A 21,062-nucleotide genomic window follows, 5' to 3' on the forward strand; every position below is an offset into this window, starting at 1 on the left:
GAGACAAACTCTTGTAGGTCGGCGGGGCGGCTTGGAGACTGAGGACAGCTTCTGCGTGATTCAGCCCGCCGCACAACGACAATGGAGCACAGAATCGTGTCAGCACAATCCGCACGCCGGCAGATCCGGCTCGGCCTCCTCACCAACCCGCCCGGTAACGGTGCCCGCGGGCAGATCCGTCCCGGTGACGTTCGGCATCCCGGCCGCGTCCTCGACCATTACATCCATCTCGCCCGGACTGCGGAAGCCGCGAAGTTCGACGTCCTGTTCGCTGCCGACGGACTGACCTCCGACACCGAGCTCGGCACGAAACCGGAACCGCTGACACTCTTCTCGGCGGTCGCTGCCGTGACGGACCACATCGGGCTGGTCCCGACGGTGTCGACGACGTTCACCGCGCCGTTCAACCTTGCGCGACAGTTGCAGTCGCTGGACCACCTCTCCGGTGGCCGCGTGGGGTGGAACGCGGTGACGTCGGCTGCGGGGGAGCGCAACTTCGGCGACGCACCGCTGCCCCAACACGAGGCACGGTACCGGCAAGGACTCGAACATGTGTCCGTTGTCCAGGCGCTGTGGAACTCGTGGGTCGACGACCGGTCTGCTGTCCCGATCGACCACCGCGGCGAGTTCTACACCGTCGAAGGGCCCCTTCCGCTGCCGCCGTCCGCACAGCACCATCCGGTGCTGTTCCAGGCCGGATCGTCCGACGACGGCAAGGCGTTCGCTGCCGCGTTCGCGGAGGGCGTCTACACCGCGCAGCAAACACTGCGCGGAGCGCAGCACTTCTCTCGCGACCTGAAGGCCCGGACCGCGGCAGCGGGCCGCGACCCGGCGAACATCCTCGTCCTACCCGGGATCAGTACAACGATCGGTGGCACCGAGGACGAGGCCACGCGGATCGACGACGACCTGTTCGAGCAGCACTACAGTGATGCCTCCCGCACCGCGCTCGAGGGTCAACTGGCCGGCGTCGACCTGTCCGGCCTCGCGCTCGACGACACGATTCCGCCGTCGTGGCTGCCACCGGTCGCATCGGTACAAGGCAGGCAGAGTCGGTACGGTGTGTTCCGCGAACTGGCGGTGGACGAACGCTGGACGGTTCGGCAGTTGATCACACTGCAGCAACGGTCCGCAGGTCACGGTCGCGCTGTCGGCTCACCCGAACAGGTCGCGAACAGGCTCGAGCAGTGGTTCGTCGAGGGCGGTGCCGACGGGTTCATCGTCATGCCCGGGCAGGGTCCGGGCGGTGTCGAGGCGTTCACCGAGTATGTCGTCCCGATCCTGCAGAAGCGCGGACTGTTCCGCACCGAATACGAATCCGCCACGCTTCGAGGGAATCTCGGCCTCCCCACGATTCCGGACCGCGTCCTCGCTGCGTGATCCGTCGTACACTCCCGCCCACGAAGGAAGTTCGAACATGACGAGCCTCACATCCTCTCCTCCGTCCTCGTTGTCCCGCTTGATCACTCGCCCGCTCGAAGCGGGTGGGTTCGGACCGCCGCCGGACTCGCTGCAACCCGACGCGATCCGCCTGGTGGGAGGGGTCCCCGCCGACGAGGCGCTCCCGGTGAACGAACTGGCGGCCGCGTTCGCCGTCGCCCTCGCGACACCCCCGACCGGAGCTCGGGCGCTGCAATACTCGGTCGCTCCAGGCATCGCCAGCCTCCGCGAGTGGATCGCGGGGCGGGAGAGCGACGAGTCCGGTGTCGTCGATCCGGACCGGGTGGTCGTCACCAACGGTGCCCTGCACGGACTGAGCCTGGTCTTTGCCGCACTACTCGACCCCGGCGACCTGGTGGCCGTCGAGAGCCCTACTTTTCCCGTTGCGCTGCGGGTGCTCGACCACTACGGTGCCCAGGTCCTGCCGGTACTCAACACCGGCGGCCGACTGGATCTCGACGTCTTCGAGGGCCATCTGCAGGCGGGGCGGATCCCGAAGCTGTTCTACGTGATCCCCGACTTCCACAATCCGACCGGCACGACCCTCGCAGCCGAGGACCGGCTGCGGCTGGTCGCCCTCGCCGAGCGCTACGGATTCGTCGTCCTCTCCGACAATCCCTACCGCGAACTCCGTTTCCGGGGCACGGCCGTCCCGGACTTCCCGCTCGACAGCGACCGTGTGGTGCGAATCAATACCTTCTCCAAGACCCTCGGACCAGGGCTCCGACTGGGATGGGCTGTCGCCCCGTCCTGGCTCCAGGCCGGACTGTTGCGGTTACGCGCGAACCTCGATCAGCATCCATCGTTGGTGACCCAGTCCGCCGTGGCGCATCTGCTCGGTCGGCCAGGACTGTTCGACGGCATCGTCGCGAACGCCCGCACCCTCTACCGGGAGCGAGCGGATCTGCTGGCCGACGTTCTCACCACCGAGGCGGGTGACCTGGTGTCGATTCCGCAGGCCGAGGGCGGAATCTTCGCTTGGGCGACGGTGACCGACCCCGGCATCGATCTCGCGGAGGTCCGTGCCGCCGCGAACGCGCTGGGCGTCGACTTCTCCTCGGGCCGCTACTTCGATCCCGCCGCGAGCGGACTGTACGCACGGAGCCTGCGCTTGGGCTTCACGAACCAGAGTGAAGACAACCTCCGGCTCGGGGCGCAGCGCATCGCCAAGGCCGTCCGTGAGATCCACTCCGCGCCGCTCGCCTGATCCACATCTCTCACGTCGAAAGGAACCGCGATGACCACTGCCGGACGTCGGGCCCTGATCCTGAACGCGGGAATCAACAGCACCGGCTACAGCGCGAAGTCGTGGAGAGCGGAGGGGCGTTCCTGGGATCGGTTCCTCGACTACGGCCACTACCTCGAGGCCGCCGAGATCGCGCACTCCGGCGCGCTCGACGCACTGTTCATCTCGGATCACCCGGCTCTGCAGCGGGACACCACGTCTCGGCCGATTCACTCGTTCGATCCGCTGGTCCTCTTCTCAGCGCTCGCAGCGAACGTCCCCGACATCGGGTTCCTGCTGACGGCCTCGACCGGCTACAACTCGCCCTACAATCTGGCGCGTCGGCTGGCCACGCTCGACCACATCAGTGGTGGCCGTGTGGTGTGGAACGCCGTCACCAGCTTCAATCCCGACGTCGCCGCAAACTTCGGTCGCGACTCCCTGCCCGACCGCGACGAGCGGTACCGGCGTGCGAACGAATTCATCACCGTCGTCAAACGACTGTGGAGCAGTTGGGACGCCCGTGCAGAGGGCTTTCCGCGCGCCGACGGCGCACTCTGGGACGACGACAGCGCTCGCCGGATCGCGCATGCCGGAGAGTTCTTCCACGTCCAGGGTCCGCTCAACGTGCCGCTCGGTCCGCAGGGTTACCCGCTCATCGCCCAGGCCGGCGGTTCCGAGCAGGGCATCGATTTCGCCGGCAGGCACGCCGACCTGATCTACGCGCCACTCTTGTCGATCGGAGCAGCGCGCGACTACACCAGCGACGTGCGTGAGCGGGCACTGGCCCATGGCCGTGACCCGCAGTCGATTCGATTCGTTCCAGGTCTCGTTCCCGTCGTCGCGGAGACGAAGGCGGAGGCGCGGAGTCTGCACGAGCGGCTCAACGGTCACGACGGGGAGGAGTCGCTCATCGGCGCCCTCGTCCGCCGACTGAGCCCGGCACTGGACGGACTCGCCGCTCATGATGTCGTCGACCCCGAGCGGCTGGCACCAGTGCCCGGACAGCGTGGACCGGTCGGGTTCACCCGGGCATTCTACGACGTCGCCCGTTCGGAGCGCATCACGTTGCGGGACCTGGCCCGCCGGAGCGAGGGTGGTCACCGCCTCGTGATCGGCACGCCGGACGACGTCGCGGCCGACCTCCTCGAGTGGTGGGACTCCGGCGTCGTCGACGGGTTCACGCTGCAACTCCCGGTGCTACCGGACGACCTTCGGTTGTTCGTGGACGAGGTAGTGCCGCGCCTCGTGCGGTCGGGCGCCCGGCTCGATCACTATCCCCGGCGGACATTGCGCGAGCGATTCGATCTGCCGTTGGCGGAGAACACGCCCCAGCTCACCTGAGGACATGTCGCGATTGCGCTGCAGCGGCGGTGTCGCGGATGTCGGCCGACAGCACCCGCGACATCAACCCGCGACTCAATATTTTCCGTTACAGCCCAACGGAAACAACGATCACCGACCATCTGGAGGTTAGCGACGATGACTGATCCGCATTCGAACGGCAACGGCACGAAGACTCCGCCCACCACTACCAACGCAGGCATTCCGGTTGCGAGCGACAACGAGTCCCTCACCGCGGGCGCCCAGGGACCGATCCTGCTCCACGACCACTACCTGGTCGAGAAATTGGCGCAGTTCAATCGTGAACGCGTCCCGGAGCGGGTCGTGCACGCGAAGGGAGGGGGCGCGTTCGGCGAACTCGAGATCACGCACGACATCTCTCGATACACCAAAGCCGACTTCCTTCAGCCCGGCAAGAAGACCGAGGTGCTGGCCCGGTTCTCGACAGTTGCAGGTGAGCAGGGCAGCCCCGATACCTGGCGTGACCCGCGCGGATTCGCGTTGAAGTTCTACACCGAGCAGGGAAACCACGACCTCGTCGGGAACAACACTCCGGTCTTCTTCATCAAGGATCCCAGCAAGTTCCCCGACTTCATCCGCTCTCAGAAGCGGCGTCCAGACTCGGGTCTGCGCGACAATCACCAGCAGTGGGACTACTGGACGCTCCGTCCCGAGTCGGCACACCAGGTCACCTGGCTGCTCGGCGATCGTGGGATCCCGAAGACGTGGCGGCACCAGGACGGATTCGGTTCTCACACCTACCAGTTTGTGAACGCCGAGGGCAACCGGTCGTGGGTGAAGTTCCACTTCAAAACGGACCAGGGAATCGAATTCCTCACCCAGGCGGAGGCCGACGTGCTCGCCGGCTCCGATCCCGACCACCACCGGGCCGACCTCTTCCACGCGATCGAGGACGGCGCCTTCCCGAGTTGGACCGTGAAGGTTCAGATCCTGCCCGAAGAGGACGCGGAGGGGTACCGGTTCAATCCGTTCGACTTGACGAAGGTGTGGTCGCAGAAGGACTACCCGCTCATCGAGGTCGGCAAGCTCACCCTCAACCGTAACCCGGAGAACTTCCACGCTCAGATCGAGCAGGCGTCGTTCGAGCCGTCGAATCTGGTGCCGGGAATCGGGGCGAGCCCCGACAAGGTGCTGCTGAGCCGAATCTTCTCGTACGCCGACGCACACCGGTACCGGATCGGGTCCAACTACGCGCAGTTGCCGGTGAATCGGCCGAAGTCTCCGGTGCACTCCTACTCGTACAAGGACGGGGCGTCGCAGATCCTGTGGAACGACCCGGAGATCCCCGTGTACGCCCCCAACTCGTACGGCGGGCCGGCGGCCGATCCGTCGCGGTCCGACAACGACGAGGGCGCATGGCAGTTCGACGGCCGCGCGGTCCGCGCCGGTTACATCCAGCATGCGGAGGACAGCGACTGGGCACAGCCCGGGACGCTGGTGCGTGAGGTGCTCGACGACGCCGCGCGCGACCGGTTGGTCTCGAACATCGTCGGCCATGTGTCGAACGGCGTCCGCGAGCCGGTGCTGAGCCGCGTGTACGAGTACTGGACGAATGTCGATGCCGGTCTCGGCCGACGGGTCCGTGAGGGTGTCGAGGCGGCGCACGGGCAGACGGTGGACACGACGGCACTCGACTCCGCTGCGGTGTCGAGCACCACTGCGTCTGTCTGACCGCAGGTCGTCGGCCGTCCCCGGGTGCGGGGACGGCCGACGAATGCGCCGTGGCTCGTGGGTGGCGGCCGTTCGATTCGGCAGGCCTACCCGAATACCTTCTCGAAGCAGTTCGAGAAGGGCAAGGCCTCATACGGGGAGAAGATCGGAATCCTCGAGTAGCCACTCTTCTCGTACAGCCTGACCGCGTCGGGCTGCCGGTCACCGGTCTGGAGAATCAAGCGCGGTCGCCTCACCTCTCGTGCCGCATCCTCGACCGCGCTCAGCAGCGCGGTCGACACACCGGTACCACGGTGCTCCTTGACGACGAACATCCGCTTCACCTCGAGGTCGTCGCCGTTCCAGCGCAGGGCCGCGTGGCCGACAGCACGTGGCTCCGCAGCCTCGATGTCGCTGACGTACAACAGGATAGTGACGTGCACCGATTCCGGATCCACGGCATTGGTGGTAGCACGAACAGCATCCGACACTCGGTCGGAATATCGAGGACCGACTTCTGCCGCCATAGCCGCCCGCAATGTGACCGCGTCGGGATCGGACCACTGGGCTGTGCGGACGACGAGCTCGGTGCGCGTGGCGCTTTCGGTCATGACAGTATCTCCATACACGTAGATTCGACGAACCACAGTGCCATGGTGCCGACGCGTCGGTCGATGGTTGAAATCAGTGCAACCTCAATGTCATCCGACGATTGAAACTCTTCCATTTGGAGCGCGATTGGGCTAATGGCCCGATGTCGCATCGTTGCGCCGACGGTTCTCCCATACGCGGATGGCGTGTCCCGTCAGGTGAATTTCAATCACCGAGAGCGTAAAGCTTCGCACGGTCCCCGTCGTGAGCTATAGGAACCGTTGAGCATGTTGTGACGGTGCGCTTTTCGGTCTCACGTGCCGTGATACATTCGTGTCGACGGTCATGAGTACCAGCATCGAGCCCTGGCTTGCTGGTCGGCAACCCTCCCGCGCGGCGGGGTGCTCCAGGTGACGACCCGGCGGAATCGACAACTGATTCCGCAAGCGCGCAAGGAGTCCGTGGACCCTGGGTCTCCGGTGCGCGTCCGCACTCCTTCGAAAGGACTTTCGTCGTGGTTCGAGCGCCCAAACCGCTACACCTGGCAGTCGAGATAGATGGCGCGGGAGGTCATCCCGCCGCGTGGCGTGTGTGGGGGCGCCCGCCTGCGGATGTGCTCTCTCCCCGGATCCTCAGGTCGGTCGTGGACACCGCAGAGGCCGCCGGTTTCGCGCTGGTCACCATCGACGACCGAGTGGTGCCGGGGGAGGGCGCGTACCCGGTGGGACGGTTGGATGCTGGGACGCGTGCGTCGTTCGTGGCGATGACGACGGCCAGTATCGGGGTGGCGCCGACGGTGCAAGCCCTCACCACCGAACCGTTCCATCTCGCGACGCAGCTGGCCAGCCTCGATCACGGCAGTCGGGGTCGCGCGGCATGGGTGGTCGGCTCGGACAACTCCGCGGACGTCAATGGTGCAGTCGGATTCGAGCCACGTGCCCCCGAGGCCGTACAGCGCGAGGTCCGAGACGTCATCGAGCTCGCCCGGCAGCTGTGGGATTCGTGGGAGGACGATGCCGTGATCCGCGATGCCGCGACGGGTCGCTACCTCGATCCCGACAAGGTGCATCACGTCGGGTTCGAGGGCGAGTTCTTCAGCGTCGTCGGACCGCTCATCACACCCCGCTCACCGCAGGGTCAGATAGTCGTCGTGGGAGCTGCGGAATTGGGGGTGTCGGATCTTCTCGACATTGTGCTGCTGTCCGGTCGGGATGTGACCGAAATCGGGACGTCGGCGGCAGGACAGCAGGCTGTGACCCTCGCCGATGTCGAGGTGATTCTCGATACGAAGACCGAGTCCGCGCAGTCCCGCCTTGCGCGCCTCGATGGGTATTCGCCGTGGCCGGACCGGGGACGGCTTCGATTCGCGGGTTCGGCACGGGACTTCGTCGACCTGGTCTGGTCCCTGGCGGACAAGGTGGACGGTGTCCGGATCCATCCCGCCGTCCTCACCACCGACCTCGCCGTTCTGGTTGACGAGGTCCTTCCCGTATTGCAGGAGTTGTCACTGTACCGGATTCCGAAACCTGGCTCGACGTTGCGGGAGACGCTCGGATTACCTCGGCCGCTCAGCCGCTTCACATCGACCACCAACTAGCCACGACCAGGCAGGAGTTTGCCATGTCCACTCCGGACACCGGAGCGCCGTATGATGCCGACGCGCAGGTCCACCTCGGTGTTTTCTACCCGGGAATCGGCCCGCAGACGGTGTGGGAAGATGCCAAGGCCCCCGACCAGGTATCCCCGGAAACCTTCTTGCGGGTTGCTCAAACCCTGGAACGGGGCTTATTCGATGCGTTCTTCCTCGGTGACGGCCAGCGTGTGCGGGAGAACCGCGGTGCGGCACTGGCCACCGACATTGCAGGCCGCCCCGACGCCATCACTCAACTGTCGGCGCTTGCTGGGGTGACCAGCCGGATCGGACTCGTCGCCACGCAGAACACCACGTACAGTCTGCCGGTCGACCTTGTGCGGCGGCTGGGAAGCTTGGATGTCCTGTCCGACGGAAGGGCGGGATGGAACATCGTCACCACCGACAACGCGTGGACCGGCGAGAACTTTCGGCGTGGTGGATGGCTGCCGCACGAACACCGCTACGAGCGGGCCACCGAACTCGTCGAGTTGGCCAAGGAATATTGGGCCGCGTGGTCGCTCGCTGATGTCGCCACGGACGCCCGCCAGGACAGTTGGCTGCCCGCCGACCGATCTGCGGTCATCGCGCGGCACAGTGACCTTCTGCACGCCACTGCGATCTCCACCGTTCCGTCGAGCAAACAGGGGCGGCCGGTGTTGTTCCAGGCCGGCGATTCCGTCGGCGGCCGTGACCTGGCGGCCCGTCATGCCGACGTCGTGTTCTCGGCGAACAACGAGTTCGACGCGGCCGTTGCCTACGCACGCGACCTCCGGGCGCGACTGTCCGCCCACGGCCGGTCCACGGATTCGCTCCGAATCCTTCCCGGTGTCACCGTGATCATCGGAGACACGCCCGAGGACGCCGACGAGAAGGCTCGGTGGCTCCGCGAGAACGCCTACAACCCGCACCGGGCCATTGCATTCCTCGAACACTATTGGGGGCAAGATCTTTCGGCATACGACCCCGACGGCCCGTTGCCGGACATCGACCCGATCGACGGAGAACTCGATCCGTCGCGCGGGACGTTGGCGATCGCGGACCGCACCGGCAAGCTCGATCAGATCACCCAGTGGCGTGCACTGGCCGCAGAGAAGGGGCTGTCCATCCGGCAGCTCGTCCTCGAAGTGGCCCCGAACTCGCGGTACCTGGCCGGGACCGCCGGCCAGATCGCGGATCGCTGGGCGTACTGGGTGCGACATCGCGTCGTGGACGGATTCAACGTCAACCCGTACCACCTGCAGGATTCGATCGACGACCTGGTCGACAGACTCGTACCGGAATTGCAGGAACGCGGGGTTTATCGAACCGGGTACACGACCGAGACTCTGCGCGACCACCTGCGCTTGCCTTCCGTGTAAGGCGGTATCGAGGGTGGCCCGAGCGTGTCAGGGCGAGCGATGGGCAATTCACCGCTGGACCCCGCGGCCACCCGTCGTCCGGGTTCGGATGCCGATGGCGGGCATTCCTCGTTACCGGGGTGGAACCCCCGACCAGCGGCCTCTTCTAGTGCGGCTGCGCCGCCTGTGCGTGGGTGTGAAATCCCTGGATACCAAACTCAGCCACGGATGCGGAGCGCCTCGGTGCCCGGCACGGAGTCGACGAGCCGGCGTGTGTAGTTGTCCGCGGGGTCGTCGAGAATCTGTGCCGTCGGACCGGATTCGACGACGGTCCCGTGACGCATCACCGTCACCGTGTCCGCGATCAGCCGCACGACTCCGAGGTCGTGCGTGATGAACAGGTAGGTCAGTGAGTACGCAGCCTGCAGGTCCACGAGCAGTTGCAGGATCTCCGCCTGTACCGACACGTCGAGCGCGGACACCGCCTCGTCCAGGATGACGATCTCGGGATTCAGGGACAGGGCGCGAGCGATCGCGACGCGCTGCGCCTGCCCGCCGGAGAGCTCCCCGGCCCGGCGGGAGGCGTACTTGCGGTCCAGCCGCACGCCGTCGAGCAGTTCCTCGGCGATCGCGTGCCGCTGCCTGCGGTCGATGTCCTTGCGATGCACACGCAGCGGCGCGGTGATCAGGTCGGCGACCGAGAGCCGGGGATTCAGCGAGGAATACGGGTTCTGGTACACGAACTGCAGGCGCTTGCTCAGCTCCCGGCGGCTCCAGGTTTCGCTCTGCCCGAGGAGGGTGACCTCGCCCTCGTCGGGAGTCCGCAGGCCCGCGACGATCCGGGCGATCGTGGACTTGCCGGCACCGGACTCGCCGACGAGTGAGTGCGTGGTTCCGGTCGCGACGCGGAACGAGACGTCGTCGGCCGCGACCACCGGTTCAGTGCTGCTGTGCGCGGCGTGGAACGTCTTCGACACACCCTTCACCTCGATCGCGTACTTGGCGGAGGTGCGTTCAGCGGACGAGTGCGGAGTGAGCGTGCCGACCCGAATCGGTCGCGGCTCCAGGGTTCCGACGTGCAGACCGGGAGCGGCGTCGAGGAGCCGCCGCGTGTACGCATCTCTCGCGTGGTGCAGGAGGGTGTCGCTGCGGCCCTCCTCGACGACGACGCCGCTGCGCATCACCACAACGCGGTCGGCGCGTTCGAGCGCGACCCCGAGGTCGTGGGTGACGAGCAGGATGCCGATGCCCAGTTCGGTGCGGAGCCGGTCGAGGTGGTCGAGGATCTGCTTCTGCACCGTCACGTCCAGCGCGCTGGTCGGTTCGTCGGCGATGAGGAGCTCCGGCTCGCCGGACAGGGCGATCGCGATGAGCACCCGTTGCTTCATGCCGCCGGACAGTTCGTGCGGGTACTTCGCGTAGATGCGGGACGGATCCGGAAGGCCCGCCAGTTCCAGGAACTTCAGTGTCTGTGACTTCAGGTTGTGCCGCTGCGCCGAGGTCGTGAACGGAAGGAGGTGGCTCTTTCCGAGTCGGTTGCGCAGCGCGTCCTCCAGTTGCTTGCCGATCGGTTTGACAGGGTTGAGCGAAACGCCGGGATCCTGCGGGACGAAGCCGACATAGCTGCCCCGCAAGCGGGCAAACTTGTTCTGGCTCCACCCGGCGACGTCTTTGCCGCCGAGCAGGATTCGACCGCTCACCCGGCTGGTGCGTGGCAACAGGCCGATCGATGACCGGATGAGGGTGGACTTGCCGGAACCGGATTCGCCGACGATGGCGACCAGTTCACCGGCCTGCACGTCGAGGCTGATCCCGGAGACTGCCTTGGTCGCGCTCCGGCCGCGGCCGGAGTACCAGATCTCGACGTTCTCGAAAGACAACAGTGTCATCGGATGCCTCCGTCGCGTTGCAGTTCACGGCTGATGCGGTTGCTCGACAAGACCACCGCGAGGATGACGAAACCGGGGAGCAGAGCGATCCAGGGAGCGACTGCGAGGAGGTCACGGCCCTCGGAGACCAGCAGGCCCCATTCCGGTTCCGGTGGCGGAGCACCGAACCCGAGGAAGCCGAGCGCCGCAATCGCCAGGATCGAGGCACCGAACTGCAGCGGAACGAGGGAGACGACCGAACTGAGCGAGTTCGGCAGCACGTGGTGGGTGAGGATGGTGAGTCGCGGAGTGCCGATGCTCGCGGCGGCCTCGATGTAGTCGGCCTGGACGACACGCAGCACCTCGGCGCGCATCACCCGGGCGAAGTTGGCGACTGCGGAGACGCCGACGGCGATCGCCACGTTGATGGTGCCGTATCCGAGGGCGGAGACCACGACCATGGTGAGTAGCAGGCCGGGAACCGAGAGGAGGACGTCGACGACACGCATGATGACCAGTTCGACCGCGCCGCCCACGAATCCGGCGATCGCGCCGAGGGCGGTGCCGATGACGAAGGCGATGGCGACGGCGAGGAGTGTCGCACTGAGCGTGATCACCGCGCCGTGCACGGTCCGTGAGTAGATATCACGGCCCAGACGGTCGGTGCCGAAAAGGTGTTCGGCGCTGGGGCCGACCAGGATCGCGGTGGAGTCCGGGAGGTACGGGTCCTTCGAGGTGAACAGTCCGGGCACGAAGCACCAGGCGACGGCCAGGGTGACGACCAGCACCGCCAGAACGAGACCCGGGCGGGACACGAGCGAGGGAAGCGCCCCGAACCGTCGGCGTGGCGGTGCGTCCGGTGAGTCGACCGGTGGCGGGAGGAGGAGGGGTGGTGTCGCGGCGAGTTCCGGGACGGCGGCCGGCACCGGGTCGGCCACCGGTGGCTCGGCCACGAGCGTGCGGTCGCTGTCGATCGTCATACGGACATTCCTTCGCGGGCGGCTTTGAGTCGAGGGTCGATCAGGGGATAGGCGACGTCGACGATGAAGTTGACAGTGACGAACGCGAGGGCGACGAACATGACGACGCCCTGGACGACGGGAACGTCTTGCGCGCGGACCGCCTGCTCGGTGAGTCGTCCGATCCCGTTGCGGGAGAAAATCGTCTCGGTGATGACGGCACCGGCGAGCAGTTCGCCGACGATGATGCCGCCCTGGGTGAGGGCGGGCAGGCTGGCGTTGCGCAGGACGTCGCCGTTGATCACCGTCGCCTTGCGCAGGCCCTTGCTGAACGACGTCAGCACATAGGGCGAGCTGTATTCGGTGGTGAAATTGCGCAACAGCAGTTGGGCGATGGGGCCGGCGACGGGGATCGCCAGCGCGAAGGCGGGGAGCACGAGCCCGTGCAGGCCGTCGCGGCTGATCGGAGGGAACCAGCCGAGCTGGAACGAGAAGACCCGGATGATGATGAGGCCCAGCAGGAAGCTCGGGAACGACACCAGCAGCGGCGGCAACCCGGCGATGAAGTTCCGCAGCCACGGGGACTCGATGTAGGTGGCGACCCAGGCGACCGCCAGCGCGATGAGCGCCGCGATTACCAGCGCGGCCACGGCCAGCACGACGGTCTTCGGGAGGGCCTCGGCGATCGCCGTCACCACCGGTTTGCCGTTCTGGACGGAAGACCCGAAGTCGAGATGCAGTGCGGCCCAGAGTCGGGCGAGGTACTGGACGAATACGGGGCGGTCGAAGCCGTACTGCTGCTCGATCTGCGCGTAGGCCTCGGGCGAGATGTCGTTGCGCTCTTCGGGGTTGAAGAGCAGTTCGACCGGGCTGGCGGGCAGCGTGTACAGCAGGATGAAGGAGGCGGTGAACGCGCCCCACACCACCACCAGGCTTCGTCCCAGTTTCAGGAGGACGTAGCGTGCCATGGAAATCCTTTGCGAGTGTGTGTCTACACGGCGTCCCGGGCCGGTCCGTAGGGGACCGACCCGGGACGGGTTGATCAGCTCTGGTCGATCCAGGTGCGGAGGAAGTGCAGCCGGCTGGTGGCGTCGAGGTCGATATCGTGGACGCCCTTCGACGCGGCCACCTGTGACGGCTCGAACACCGGGTCGTACAGAACGTACTCGTCGAGGACGAGTTCCTGCGCCTGTTCGGTCAGTGCGGCCCGCTGCGTCGGGTCCAGCGTGGACTCGAGTGCTTCGAGCGTGTCGGCGATCTTCTGCCGGTCGGGGAAGTCCGCGGGGATGCGAGCGGAGTTGCCCCGGTCAGGGTTGAAGTTGACGTTCAGGATCGCGGGATCGTTGCGGCTACGGTTGGTGTTGATCAGGTGGTATTCCTTGTTGACCTGGTCGGTCGGGATGTTGCTTGCGTCGAACTGGAAGTCGAGGTCGACGCCGATCTCCTTGAGCGACGCCTGGATCGATTCGTACGTGTATCGGCTGTTCGGGACCAGATAGTGCCCGGTCGCCTTGAGCGTCAGCTTCTTTCCGTCCTTCTCCCGGATGCCGTCGGCCCCGACCTTCCAGCCGGCCTCGTCGAGCAGCCGCTTGGACTCCTCGAGGTCGAACTTCAACACGTCGTCGGTGTAGTCGGTCGATCCTTGGACGTGTGCGGCGAGTACGGACTTCGCCTGCCCCTCGGACGGAGCGAGAACGGTGTCCTTGAACCCGGCGCGGTTGGTGGCCCGCACGATCGCGCGGCGGACGTTGATGTCGTTGGTGGGCTCGAGGCTGGTGTTGATGTTCCAGCCGAGATTGAGTCCGGCGATCGTCCGCGAGGTGATATCGAAGCCCTGCGCCTCGAGGACCGTCTCGTCGGTGGGGAGGATGTCGAACGCAGCCTGTACCTCTCCGGACTGCAGTGCGCCCGTGCGCACGCTCGCTTCGGGGATCGTCACGAACTCGACCTTGTCGAGGTAGGCCGGACCCTCGTGGTTGAGGCCGGGAGCGCCCCAGTTGTAGTCGGCGCGCTTGGTGAGCACCGTGCGCTCCTTGGGCGCGTACTCGGTCACGACGAAGGGGCCGGTGCCGACGATGTTCGTCGGGTCGAGCCGCTGCTCGGCGTTCGACGAGAGGGTCTTCTGGCCGATGATGCCGGGCTGGTTGTTGCCGGAGTACGAGATGAACTGGAGGAAGCTGGCCGACGGGGACTTGAAGACGATCTTGACGACGTTGTCGCTGACGACCTCGCTGCCCTGGTAGGACTTCAGGTGGGTGGCGCCGTTGGGCTTGATGCCGAGCGCCGGATCTCCGAAGACGTACTGGTCGAAGTTCTTCTTCACGATGTCGGCGTTGAACGGGGTGCCGTCGCTGAAGGTGACGCCCTCACGCAGCGTGAACGTGAATTCGGTGTTGGTGTCGTTGACCTCCCAGGCGGTGGCCAGCCAGGGACCGATCTCGCCGGTCTCCGGATCCTGCCAGGTCAGTTTGTCGAAGACACTGTTGCCGTAGTTGCTGGCCGCGAAGGACGTGTTCAGGTGTGGGTCGAGCGACTCGGGGGAGCTGAGAAGCGCGATCCGCAGGGTGCCGCCGCTCTGCGGATCGCCGCTTCCGGTGCCGCCCGCAGCGTCGACGGTGCTGCTGCATCCGGTCAGAGCGAGGACACCGGTCAGTGCGAGAACGCCGAACACGCCTCGGAATCGTCGGCGGCGCTCGCGCACCGGCCGTGGGGCGTGAACTGTTGTTTCCATGGGCAGGAATATATGGTCAAAGTGACTGGCGGGCACGATATTAAAGCGCAGTGAATCTAACGGCAATCGCGTGCGGCGACTCCTCTGCGTGCCGTGCCACGCCACAGGTTCTCAGTGGTGTGCCGCTGCCGCGATGTGTGCGAGCTGGGCTGCCCGCGAGTGTTCGTTCTGGCTCTGGATCTGAAGGAAGGCGCGGAACGGGCGTGCAGCGCAGCGGTATCGGTGTCGAGAATCCCCGATCCCGCCCGTGAGACGGTCAGTGCCCGGGCGATCTCGTGTAGCGAACGGAGTACCTCGACCTTCAGCGTGAGCCGGTCCTCGAAATACTGCGGGCCTTTCGGATCCGATGCCGCCCGATCGGTCAGGGAGTAGGCCAGTGCCCGATAGCGGGCGAACTGCGGTGCCCATGCCTGCGCTACTGCGACGGCCGCATCAGTGCCGGAGGCGTCCAATTCGTCGAGGATCGCGCGCGCCACCCCGAACACCTGCGGCCTGACGTCGCTGACGATGTTCTGATCACGGTGATTCCATTCGGATCTCGGGGTGCGTTTGACGATGTTCGACTCGGCGACGAAGGCTCCCTCGAAAGTGACTCGCCACGTGCGGCTTCCGTTGGCGGCGACGAGACCCAGCGGCTCGGCGCGCAACCGCTCGTCGTCGGCCGGGATCAGCGCGAGCAGCTGGGTCTCGGTCGTGGGGTCGATCGCGGCGACGGACAGCAGGGTGTTGAGCCCCCAGCCGCTCACCCAGGACACCGTGCCGGTGATCGTCCATCCGCCGTCGACCGGGGTGGCGCGGACATATCGGGTGGGGTAGTGCCGGGCGTCGCTGACCGCGGTCCCGGTGAGGATCTCCCCGCGTAGCACCCGCTCACCGAGTTCGCCGATCGGCTCGCCACTGTCGGCCAGATCGGTGAAGTGGACGATCAACCCCGTGTGCTGTGCCCAGGCGAGCCACGTGTTGAAGTCGCCGTAGGCGAGGTGCTCGTGGACCCGGCGTTCGGCGGCCTTGTCCAACTCGGCGCCACCGAACCGGGCCGGGGCCAGATGGTTGAGCAGCCCGAGGCGCCGCAGTTCCTCGACGGTGTCGGCGGTGAGGCCCTCGCGGTCGGTCTGCAGAGCCCGGGGTGCGAGCGTGTTATACGCGAAGTCCCGAACCTGCGCCACCAGTGGGAGCTCGTCGGCGGCGTCGACCCGGTCGGCGCTGCTCGCGGCGATCGACACGTCCAAGGTGAAGGTCATCGGTTGACGCCCGACTCGAAATCGTGGAGCAGCAGCACGATCTCGAATCCGCGGCGCTGGAGCCAGTGCGAGACGACCGCAGCGCGAGCACCAGTGAGGTCGTCGATCAAGACCACACGCGCGCCGCGCACGGCGATGGTGCGGTAGGAGACCCCGAGCAGCTGTCCGCCCTCGGACGTGATCGATCCGGGTACGTGTCCCTGCTCGAACTCCTCCGGCGTGCGCACGTCGAGAAGGTACGTGGTGCGGTCCGGGTCGGCCGCCCACGCCTGCGCGGTCTCGACGTCGATGCGGGGGAACGTGTCGTTGGCGGTGATGGTCTCCACACGCTGTGCGGCTGCCTCCCGCGCGGCGTGGTCGACCGGTGCATAGACGGCGGTCGCGCCGGTTTCCAGCTCGAGGTTCTCCTCCTTCCACGCCCGGGTGCCGTCGTGCAGGTAGGAAACCTTGTTCGGGACACCGGAGTCGATGAGCGTCTGGGCGCCGATGATCGCGCGTGGCAGGCCCGCGCAGGAGACAACGACGTGGGTATCGGGGGAGGGCACGACGTTCGCGAACCGCAGCAGCAACTCCGCGCCGGGCACGCCGACCGCGCCGGGGACGTGGCCGGCGGTGAACTCGGGCAGGGTGCGGGTATCGATGACGACGACGTCGGCGCCCTGGTCCTCGAGGGTCTTGAGTTCGGCGGCGGACACCGAGGGGGTGTCGCGTTCGTCGCGGATTCCCAGAGAGAAGTCCTTGCCGGGGACGTCGAAGGTCGGCAGGTCCTCGGTGCCGTTCCGGGTCCACTCGGGGATGCCGCCGGCGAGGACGTGCACCTCGCTGCGCCCGGCCTCGGCGAGGCGCTCGGCGAGGCGCTGCGCCACGCCGTCACCGCCGTCGACGAGGACGGTCCGTACGACCGCGCGGGGCACGTACCGGTCGATCTCGGCCTCGAGGCGGTCTGCGGGAATGTTGGTGGCGAACAGCGGCGACGCGTAGCCGACCTCGTCACTCGGTCGGATGTCGAGGACGGCGAGTTCCGCATCGTCGGCCAGCCACAGCCGGAGGGTGTCGACGTCGATGGTCTTCTCGACGGTGGAGGCCTTGTCGATCGATGAAGTGCTCACGGAGTGTTGCCCACCTTCGCTGGTTAGCGGTTGGAATGATTCGCGGCGCGGCGGCCGATGGCCACACCGTAGCCCGGGTATCGGGCGCCGACGGTCATGAGAGCGAAGCCCGAACCGTGCGCCCGCCCGTGACCCGCACCGATGCGCCGAGTTCGGAAATGAAATCACGCTGGTTCCAGTGTTGTCATCGGCTGGACGCGTAACGCGAAGGACCGGCGAGAAACACACTGTCCCATCAGTGTTCGGTATTTCAACCACTGCGATCGTATTCGTTGACGGGACCGGCGGTGAGTCGGTCAGATGGGAGGGACGCTGTGCCCCACGCTCGCCGACCCTGCGGCGAACCACCGGCGGCCCCCGGGGCGGCGCCCACTCGCGCCCAGCTGAAAGTGCTGCGGCGGAGTCGCATTGATGCTGCGCCTATCAACATCCATCGAACGGAGCATTCGACATGAGCACCGGAACCGACACGCCGGCACGGCGACCACAGCGGAGATTGACGCTCGCGGCGTCCATCGTCGGTGCCGGTGCGTCCAGGAAGGCGTGGAACTGGCCCGGCACCACGTGGAATCGTTTCGCGGACTGGGAGCACTATCGGCGGTCCGCCGAGATCGCGCGATCGGGAACCCTCGACGCCGTGTTCGTCTCGGATCATTCGGCGCTGCAACGCACCGCCGACAACGGGCCGAGCCACCTGTTCGACCCGATCGTGCTGTTCTCGGCGATCGCGGGTGCGATCCCGGACATCGGCTTCGTGCTGACGGCGTCGACGAGCTACAACTCGCCGTACAACCTCGCCCGCCGACTCGCCAGTCTCGACTCCATCGCGGGTGGACGGGTGATCTTCAACGCCGTCGCCAACTTCAACCCCGACATCGCGGCGAACTTCTCGGCGGACGAACTGCTCGACCGGGAGGACCGCTACCGCAAGGCCGACGAGTTCCTCCGGGTCGTCAAGGAACTGTGGCTGTCCTGGGACACCCCGGAGGGACCGGAGCCCACGGGTCCGCTGTGGGACGAGACGACGGCGCGAACGATCGACCATCACGGCGAGTTCTTCGACGTGCGTGGCCCCCTCAACGTCCCGGTCGGTCCGCAGGGACACCCGGTGATCTCGCAGGCAGGCGCCTCCGCGCAGGGTATCGACTTCGCAGGCAAGCACGCCGAGATCGTGTACGCGGCGCTGCTGGGGAAGCAGGCGGCACTCGACTACGCGGCCACACTCGACGCTGCCGCCCGCAGGCACGGCAGACCCGCCGACAGCATCCGGCTCTTTCCCGGCGTCAACGTGTACCTCGGCGACACCCGAGAGGAAGCGCTGCGTCGGCACGAGGTTTTCAGCGGCGCCGGCAGCGAGGACGATCTGATCGCCCGCTTCCTCGAGCAGCAACGCGTACTGAACCCGGCGTTTCCCCGGTCCGTCGACGTCGACCGACCGCTGAAGGCAGAATGGTTCGAGCCGCAAGAGGACCAGACCCGCCCTGTCGGCTTCAGCAGGGCGGTCCAGGATCTGGTGCGCACCGAGGAACCCACCACCCGGCAGATCATCCGACTGGTCGGTGGCGCAGGGGGCCATCGACTCGTCATCGGGACCCCCAAGGAGGTCGCCGACGCGCTGATCGACTGGTGGGCGGCCGGGGCCGTCTCCGGCTACAACGCCCACTTCCCCCTGCTGCACGACGATCTGGAGCGCTTCGTGCAGCAGGTGGTCCCGATCCTCCAGGCCGAGAGCGTGTTCCCGACCGAGTACGACTCGCCGACCATCCGTGGCCGCTTCGGCCTTCCCGACCCGCGCACCGCCCATTCCACCCAGGAGAACCGATGACCACCGATCTTGCCGTCGAACCCGTGAGTGCGAGTGCCCGCCCCACCGACGAGGAACTGCTCGCCAAATACCGCCCGGTGTTCGCGCGGATCGCCGAGGGGGCGCTCGAGCGGGAAACGAGTGGCCGCCTCGCCCTCGAGCAGGCCGGGTGGCTCCGTGAGGTGGGGGTTCCCCGCGGTGCGGGTGCCGCGGGAGTTCGGCGGCGACGGTGCCAGCCTGCGACAGCTCTACCTGCTCGTCATCGAGCTCGCGGCCGCGGAATCGAATCTGCCGCACGCCCTTCGGGTGCACTCGCGGTTCGTGGAGGACTGCTGGCGCGAGCGTCACACCCCGCGTGGGCAGGAGTGGCTGCGCCGCATCGGTAACGGCATCGTGTTCGGCACCGCGGTCAGCGAACGGGATGGCACGTTCCAGAAGCCCGCGACGACGCTGCGCGAGGTGGACGGCCGCCTGGTGGTGAACGGCACCAAGTACTACAGCACCGGCGCCCTCTACGGGGACTACCTCACCGTCGCGGTGCTCGACGAGGCCGGCGACCGGCACACCGCCGTCGTCAAGGCCGACGCCCCGGGCGTCGAGCGCATCGACGACTGGGCCGGGTTCGGGCAGCGGGCCAGCGCCAGCGGCACCACCGTCTTCACCGACGCCGAGGTGGAGGGACTCGGTTTCCTGTTCCCGCCACCGGGCGGCACCGCCGGGCACCTCGCGCACTTCCAGCTGACGCACCTGGCGACGATCGCCGGCATCGTCCGCCGGGCGACGGACGAGATCGCCGACTTCGTACGCCGCAGGCACCGCACCTACCCGCAGGCGAAAGCACCTGTTGCCGCGAAGGATCCGCTGATCCAGCAAGTCGTGGGCCGTGCCGACGCCGCCGCCTACGCGATCCGCGCCACCGCCCTCGATGCCGCCGCGTCACTCGACGCCGCCGCCGAAGCCCGGTACGCGCTGACCATCACCCCGGAAGCGGAACGCACCCCGAAGGGGGAGGAGGAGGCCGTGGCGCTGGAATTGAAGGCGGAGCTGGACGCGTACCGGGCGCAGTCCATCGTGCTCGAGCTCGGGTTGAAGACGACGACGGAGATCTTCGAGGTGGGCGGTGCGTCCGCGCTGGACCGCAAGTATCAGTTCGACCGGCACTGGCGCAACGTGCGAACCCTCGCCTCTCACAACCCCCTGATCTACCGCGAGCAGCAGCTCGGCGACTATGTCCTCAACGGCACCCCGCCGGCATTCCTGTCACCCGAGGGTGCGTCGGTGATCGGCACGCCGCCCGCGAGCTGATCTCGGGTTTCGGACCACCACGACGGTGCGGGTTGGGTTGGGTTGGGCGCACTATGGCAGTGCGGGTTCGGGACTGCCCCGACCCAGCCTGCGTTGACACCCTGCGTCCCCAGGCTGAACAGGAATCCGAGGCTTGCCGCAACGGCGATGACGAACTCGCTCGTGTCGATCGATCCGATTACTTTCCGTGGTTCCAGGCGGCCGCTGGCGAGAATCGCCGGGGTGCCGACGGGACCCCAGCCGCCGCCTCCGGTCGCGTCCACGAATCCCGCGACGAGTCCGAGTGGGGCGAGGAAACGTTTGCGGAGCGGTTTCCCGAGTCGGTCGCGGGGGATGCCCTGGAACGTGAATCGGATGAGGATGTACAACCCAAGGCGAGCAGGATCAATGCCATCACCGGTGCCGCTGCTTCGGTCGACAGATTCGACAATACCGTCGCGCCGATGAATGCGCCGATCGCTCCGGGAAGGGCGGTCCTTCGTACCACCTTCCAGTCGACGTTGCCGAATCGCCAGTGGGACAGACCCGAGATCAGTGTGGTTCCGATTTCGGCGAGGTGAACGGTGGCCGAGGCGGTCGCCGGATTGGTGCCGACGGCGAGCAGCAGGGTGGTCGTGGTGACGCCAGACGCAACCGATGAGCCGAGTTGGAATTTGCCTGATCGAATTACTTGTAGTTCTTCGATTTGAGGGATCTGGCACGAAAGTGCCAGTGATTCTGCAGGATCCGCGGAGAGCGTGTGTCGCTCGAGGGTTCCACGCGGCCCCGGAATGATTGCGAAAGTGTCTGTGCCGAACAGCCATA

15 protein-coding genes, 1 pseudogene and 1 riboswitch are annotated in these 21,062 nt (G+C 66.7%); of the genes and pseudogenes, 8 read left to right on the forward strand and 8 right to left on the reverse strand.

Annotated elements, in window-relative coordinates:
- Nucleotides 1–96 precede the first annotated feature (96 nt).
- From CJ179_RS30075 to CJ179_RS30090, 4 genes are all read left to right on the forward strand, one after another.
- Entirely contained in the window at nt 97–1,380 is a 1,284-nt protein-coding gene (locus CJ179_RS30075; RefSeq protein WP_218834842.1) for an NtaA/DmoA family FMN-dependent monooxygenase, read from the forward strand.
- A 37-nt stretch (nt 1,381–1,417) separates the two neighbouring features.
- Nucleotides 1,418–2,647 carry a PLP-dependent aminotransferase family protein gene (locus tag CJ179_RS30080; protein ID WP_179377683.1) on the forward strand — a complete coding sequence of 410 codons (1,230 nt, stop codon included), beginning with the start codon at nt 1,418–1,420 and terminating at the stop codon, nt 2,645–2,647.
- A 30-nt stretch (nt 2,648–2,677) separates the two neighbouring features.
- Nucleotides 2,678–4,009, forward strand: coding sequence for an NtaA/DmoA family FMN-dependent monooxygenase (locus CJ179_RS30085; RefSeq protein WP_257015845.1), 1,332 nt, complete (start codon nt 2,678–2,680; stop codon nt 4,007–4,009).
- Nucleotides 4,010–4,147: 138 nt separating this feature from the next.
- Nucleotides 4,148–5,701, forward strand: coding sequence for a catalase (locus tag CJ179_RS30090; RefSeq protein WP_095863845.1), 1,554 nt, complete (start codon nt 4,148–4,150; stop codon nt 5,699–5,701).
- Between the two features lie 86 nt (nt 5,702–5,787).
- Here the strand turns inward: CJ179_RS30090 and CJ179_RS30095 are convergent, their stop codons facing one another.
- Nucleotides 5,788–6,291: a GNAT family N-acetyltransferase gene (locus tag CJ179_RS30095; protein ID WP_095863846.1), complete on the reverse strand. Its 504-nt coding sequence runs from the start codon at nt 6,289–6,291 to the stop codon at nt 5,788–5,790.
- 321 nt (nt 6,292–6,612) lie between these two features.
- Nucleotides 6,613–6,726, forward strand: a riboswitch (SAM riboswitch).
- A gap of 134 nt (nt 6,727–6,860) precedes the next feature.
- On the opposite strand from CJ179_RS30095, the gene CJ179_RS30100 reads away from it, so the two are divergent.
- Together CJ179_RS30100 and CJ179_RS30105 are read left to right on the forward strand one after the other, a co-directional pair.
- The gene (locus CJ179_RS30100) at nt 6,861–7,868 is read left to right on the forward strand and encodes an LLM class flavin-dependent oxidoreductase (RefSeq protein ID WP_373560163.1); all 1,008 of its coding nucleotides are present in this window, start codon (nt 6,861–6,863) and stop codon (nt 7,866–7,868) included.
- A gap of 23 nt (nt 7,869–7,891) precedes the next feature.
- The gene (locus CJ179_RS30105) at nt 7,892–9,262 is read left to right on the forward strand and encodes an NtaA/DmoA family FMN-dependent monooxygenase (RefSeq protein WP_095863847.1); all 1,371 of its coding nucleotides are present in this window, start codon (nt 7,892–7,894) and stop codon (nt 9,260–9,262) included.
- Nucleotides 9,263–9,459: 197 nt separating this feature from the next.
- Here the strand turns inward: CJ179_RS30105 and CJ179_RS30110 are convergent, their stop codons facing one another.
- The 6 genes from CJ179_RS30110 to CJ179_RS30135 form a co-directional block, all read right to left on the reverse strand.
- Nucleotides 9,460–11,130 carry an ABC transporter ATP-binding protein gene (locus tag CJ179_RS30110; RefSeq protein ID WP_095863848.1) on the reverse strand — a complete coding sequence of 557 codons (1,671 nt, stop codon included), beginning with the start codon at nt 11,128–11,130 and terminating at the stop codon, nt 9,460–9,462.
- Nucleotides 11,127–12,089 carry an ABC transporter permease gene (locus CJ179_RS30115; protein WP_095863849.1) on the reverse strand — a complete coding sequence of 321 codons (963 nt, stop codon included), beginning with the start codon at nt 12,087–12,089 and terminating at the stop codon, nt 11,127–11,129. Before CJ179_RS30115 ends, CJ179_RS30110 begins: the two co-directional genes overlap by 4 nt.
- Complete coding sequence (locus CJ179_RS30120) at nt 12,086–13,036, reverse strand: ABC transporter permease (RefSeq protein ID WP_095863850.1); 951 nt, start codon at nt 13,034–13,036, stop codon at nt 12,086–12,088. Before CJ179_RS30120 ends, CJ179_RS30115 begins: the two co-directional genes overlap by 4 nt.
- Nucleotides 13,037–13,110: 74 nt before the next feature.
- Complete coding sequence (locus CJ179_RS30125; protein WP_095863851.1) at nt 13,111–14,799, reverse strand: ABC transporter substrate-binding protein; 1,689 nt, start codon at nt 14,797–14,799, stop codon at nt 13,111–13,113.
- 56 nt (nt 14,800–14,855) lie between these two features.
- Entirely contained in the window at nt 14,856–16,040 is a 1,185-nt protein-coding gene (locus CJ179_RS30130; RefSeq protein ID WP_095863852.1) for an acyl-CoA dehydrogenase family protein, read from the reverse strand.
- Nucleotides 16,037–17,149: a rhodanese-like domain-containing protein gene (locus CJ179_RS30135; RefSeq protein ID WP_218834843.1), complete on the reverse strand. Its 1,113-nt coding sequence runs from the start codon at nt 17,147–17,149 to the stop codon at nt 16,037–16,039. Before CJ179_RS30135 ends, CJ179_RS30130 begins: the two co-directional genes overlap by 4 nt.
- Before the next feature lie 451 nt (nt 17,150–17,600).
- Here CJ179_RS30135 and CJ179_RS30140 point away from each other — a divergent pair, with 451 nt between their 5' ends.
- Together CJ179_RS30140 and CJ179_RS30145 are read left to right on the forward strand one after the other, a co-directional pair.
- Nucleotides 17,601–18,974 (forward strand): NtaA/DmoA family FMN-dependent monooxygenase, encoded by a 1,374-nt coding sequence (locus CJ179_RS30140; protein ID WP_095863853.1) that lies wholly within the window; start codon nt 17,601–17,603, stop codon nt 18,972–18,974.
- A 156-nt stretch (nt 18,975–19,130) separates the two neighbouring features.
- Nucleotides 19,131–20,258: an acyl-CoA dehydrogenase family protein gene (locus CJ179_RS30145; protein ID WP_179377685.1), complete on the forward strand. Its 1,128-nt coding sequence runs from the start codon at nt 19,131–19,133 to the stop codon at nt 20,256–20,258.
- On the opposite strand, the pseudogene CJ179_RS30150 reads toward CJ179_RS30145, so the two are convergent.
- Nucleotides 20,180–21,057, reverse strand: a pseudogene (locus CJ179_RS30150) (sulfite exporter TauE/SafE family protein). The gene CJ179_RS30145 and the pseudogene CJ179_RS30150 sit on opposite strands and share 79 nt — an antisense overlap.
- Between the last annotated feature and the right edge of the window lie 5 nt (nt 21,058–21,062).

The organism is Rhodococcus sp. ACS1, from assembly GCF_002300155.1.
Lineage (GTDB): Bacteria > Actinomycetota > Actinomycetes > Mycobacteriales > Mycobacteriaceae > Rhodococcus_F > Rhodococcus_F koreensis.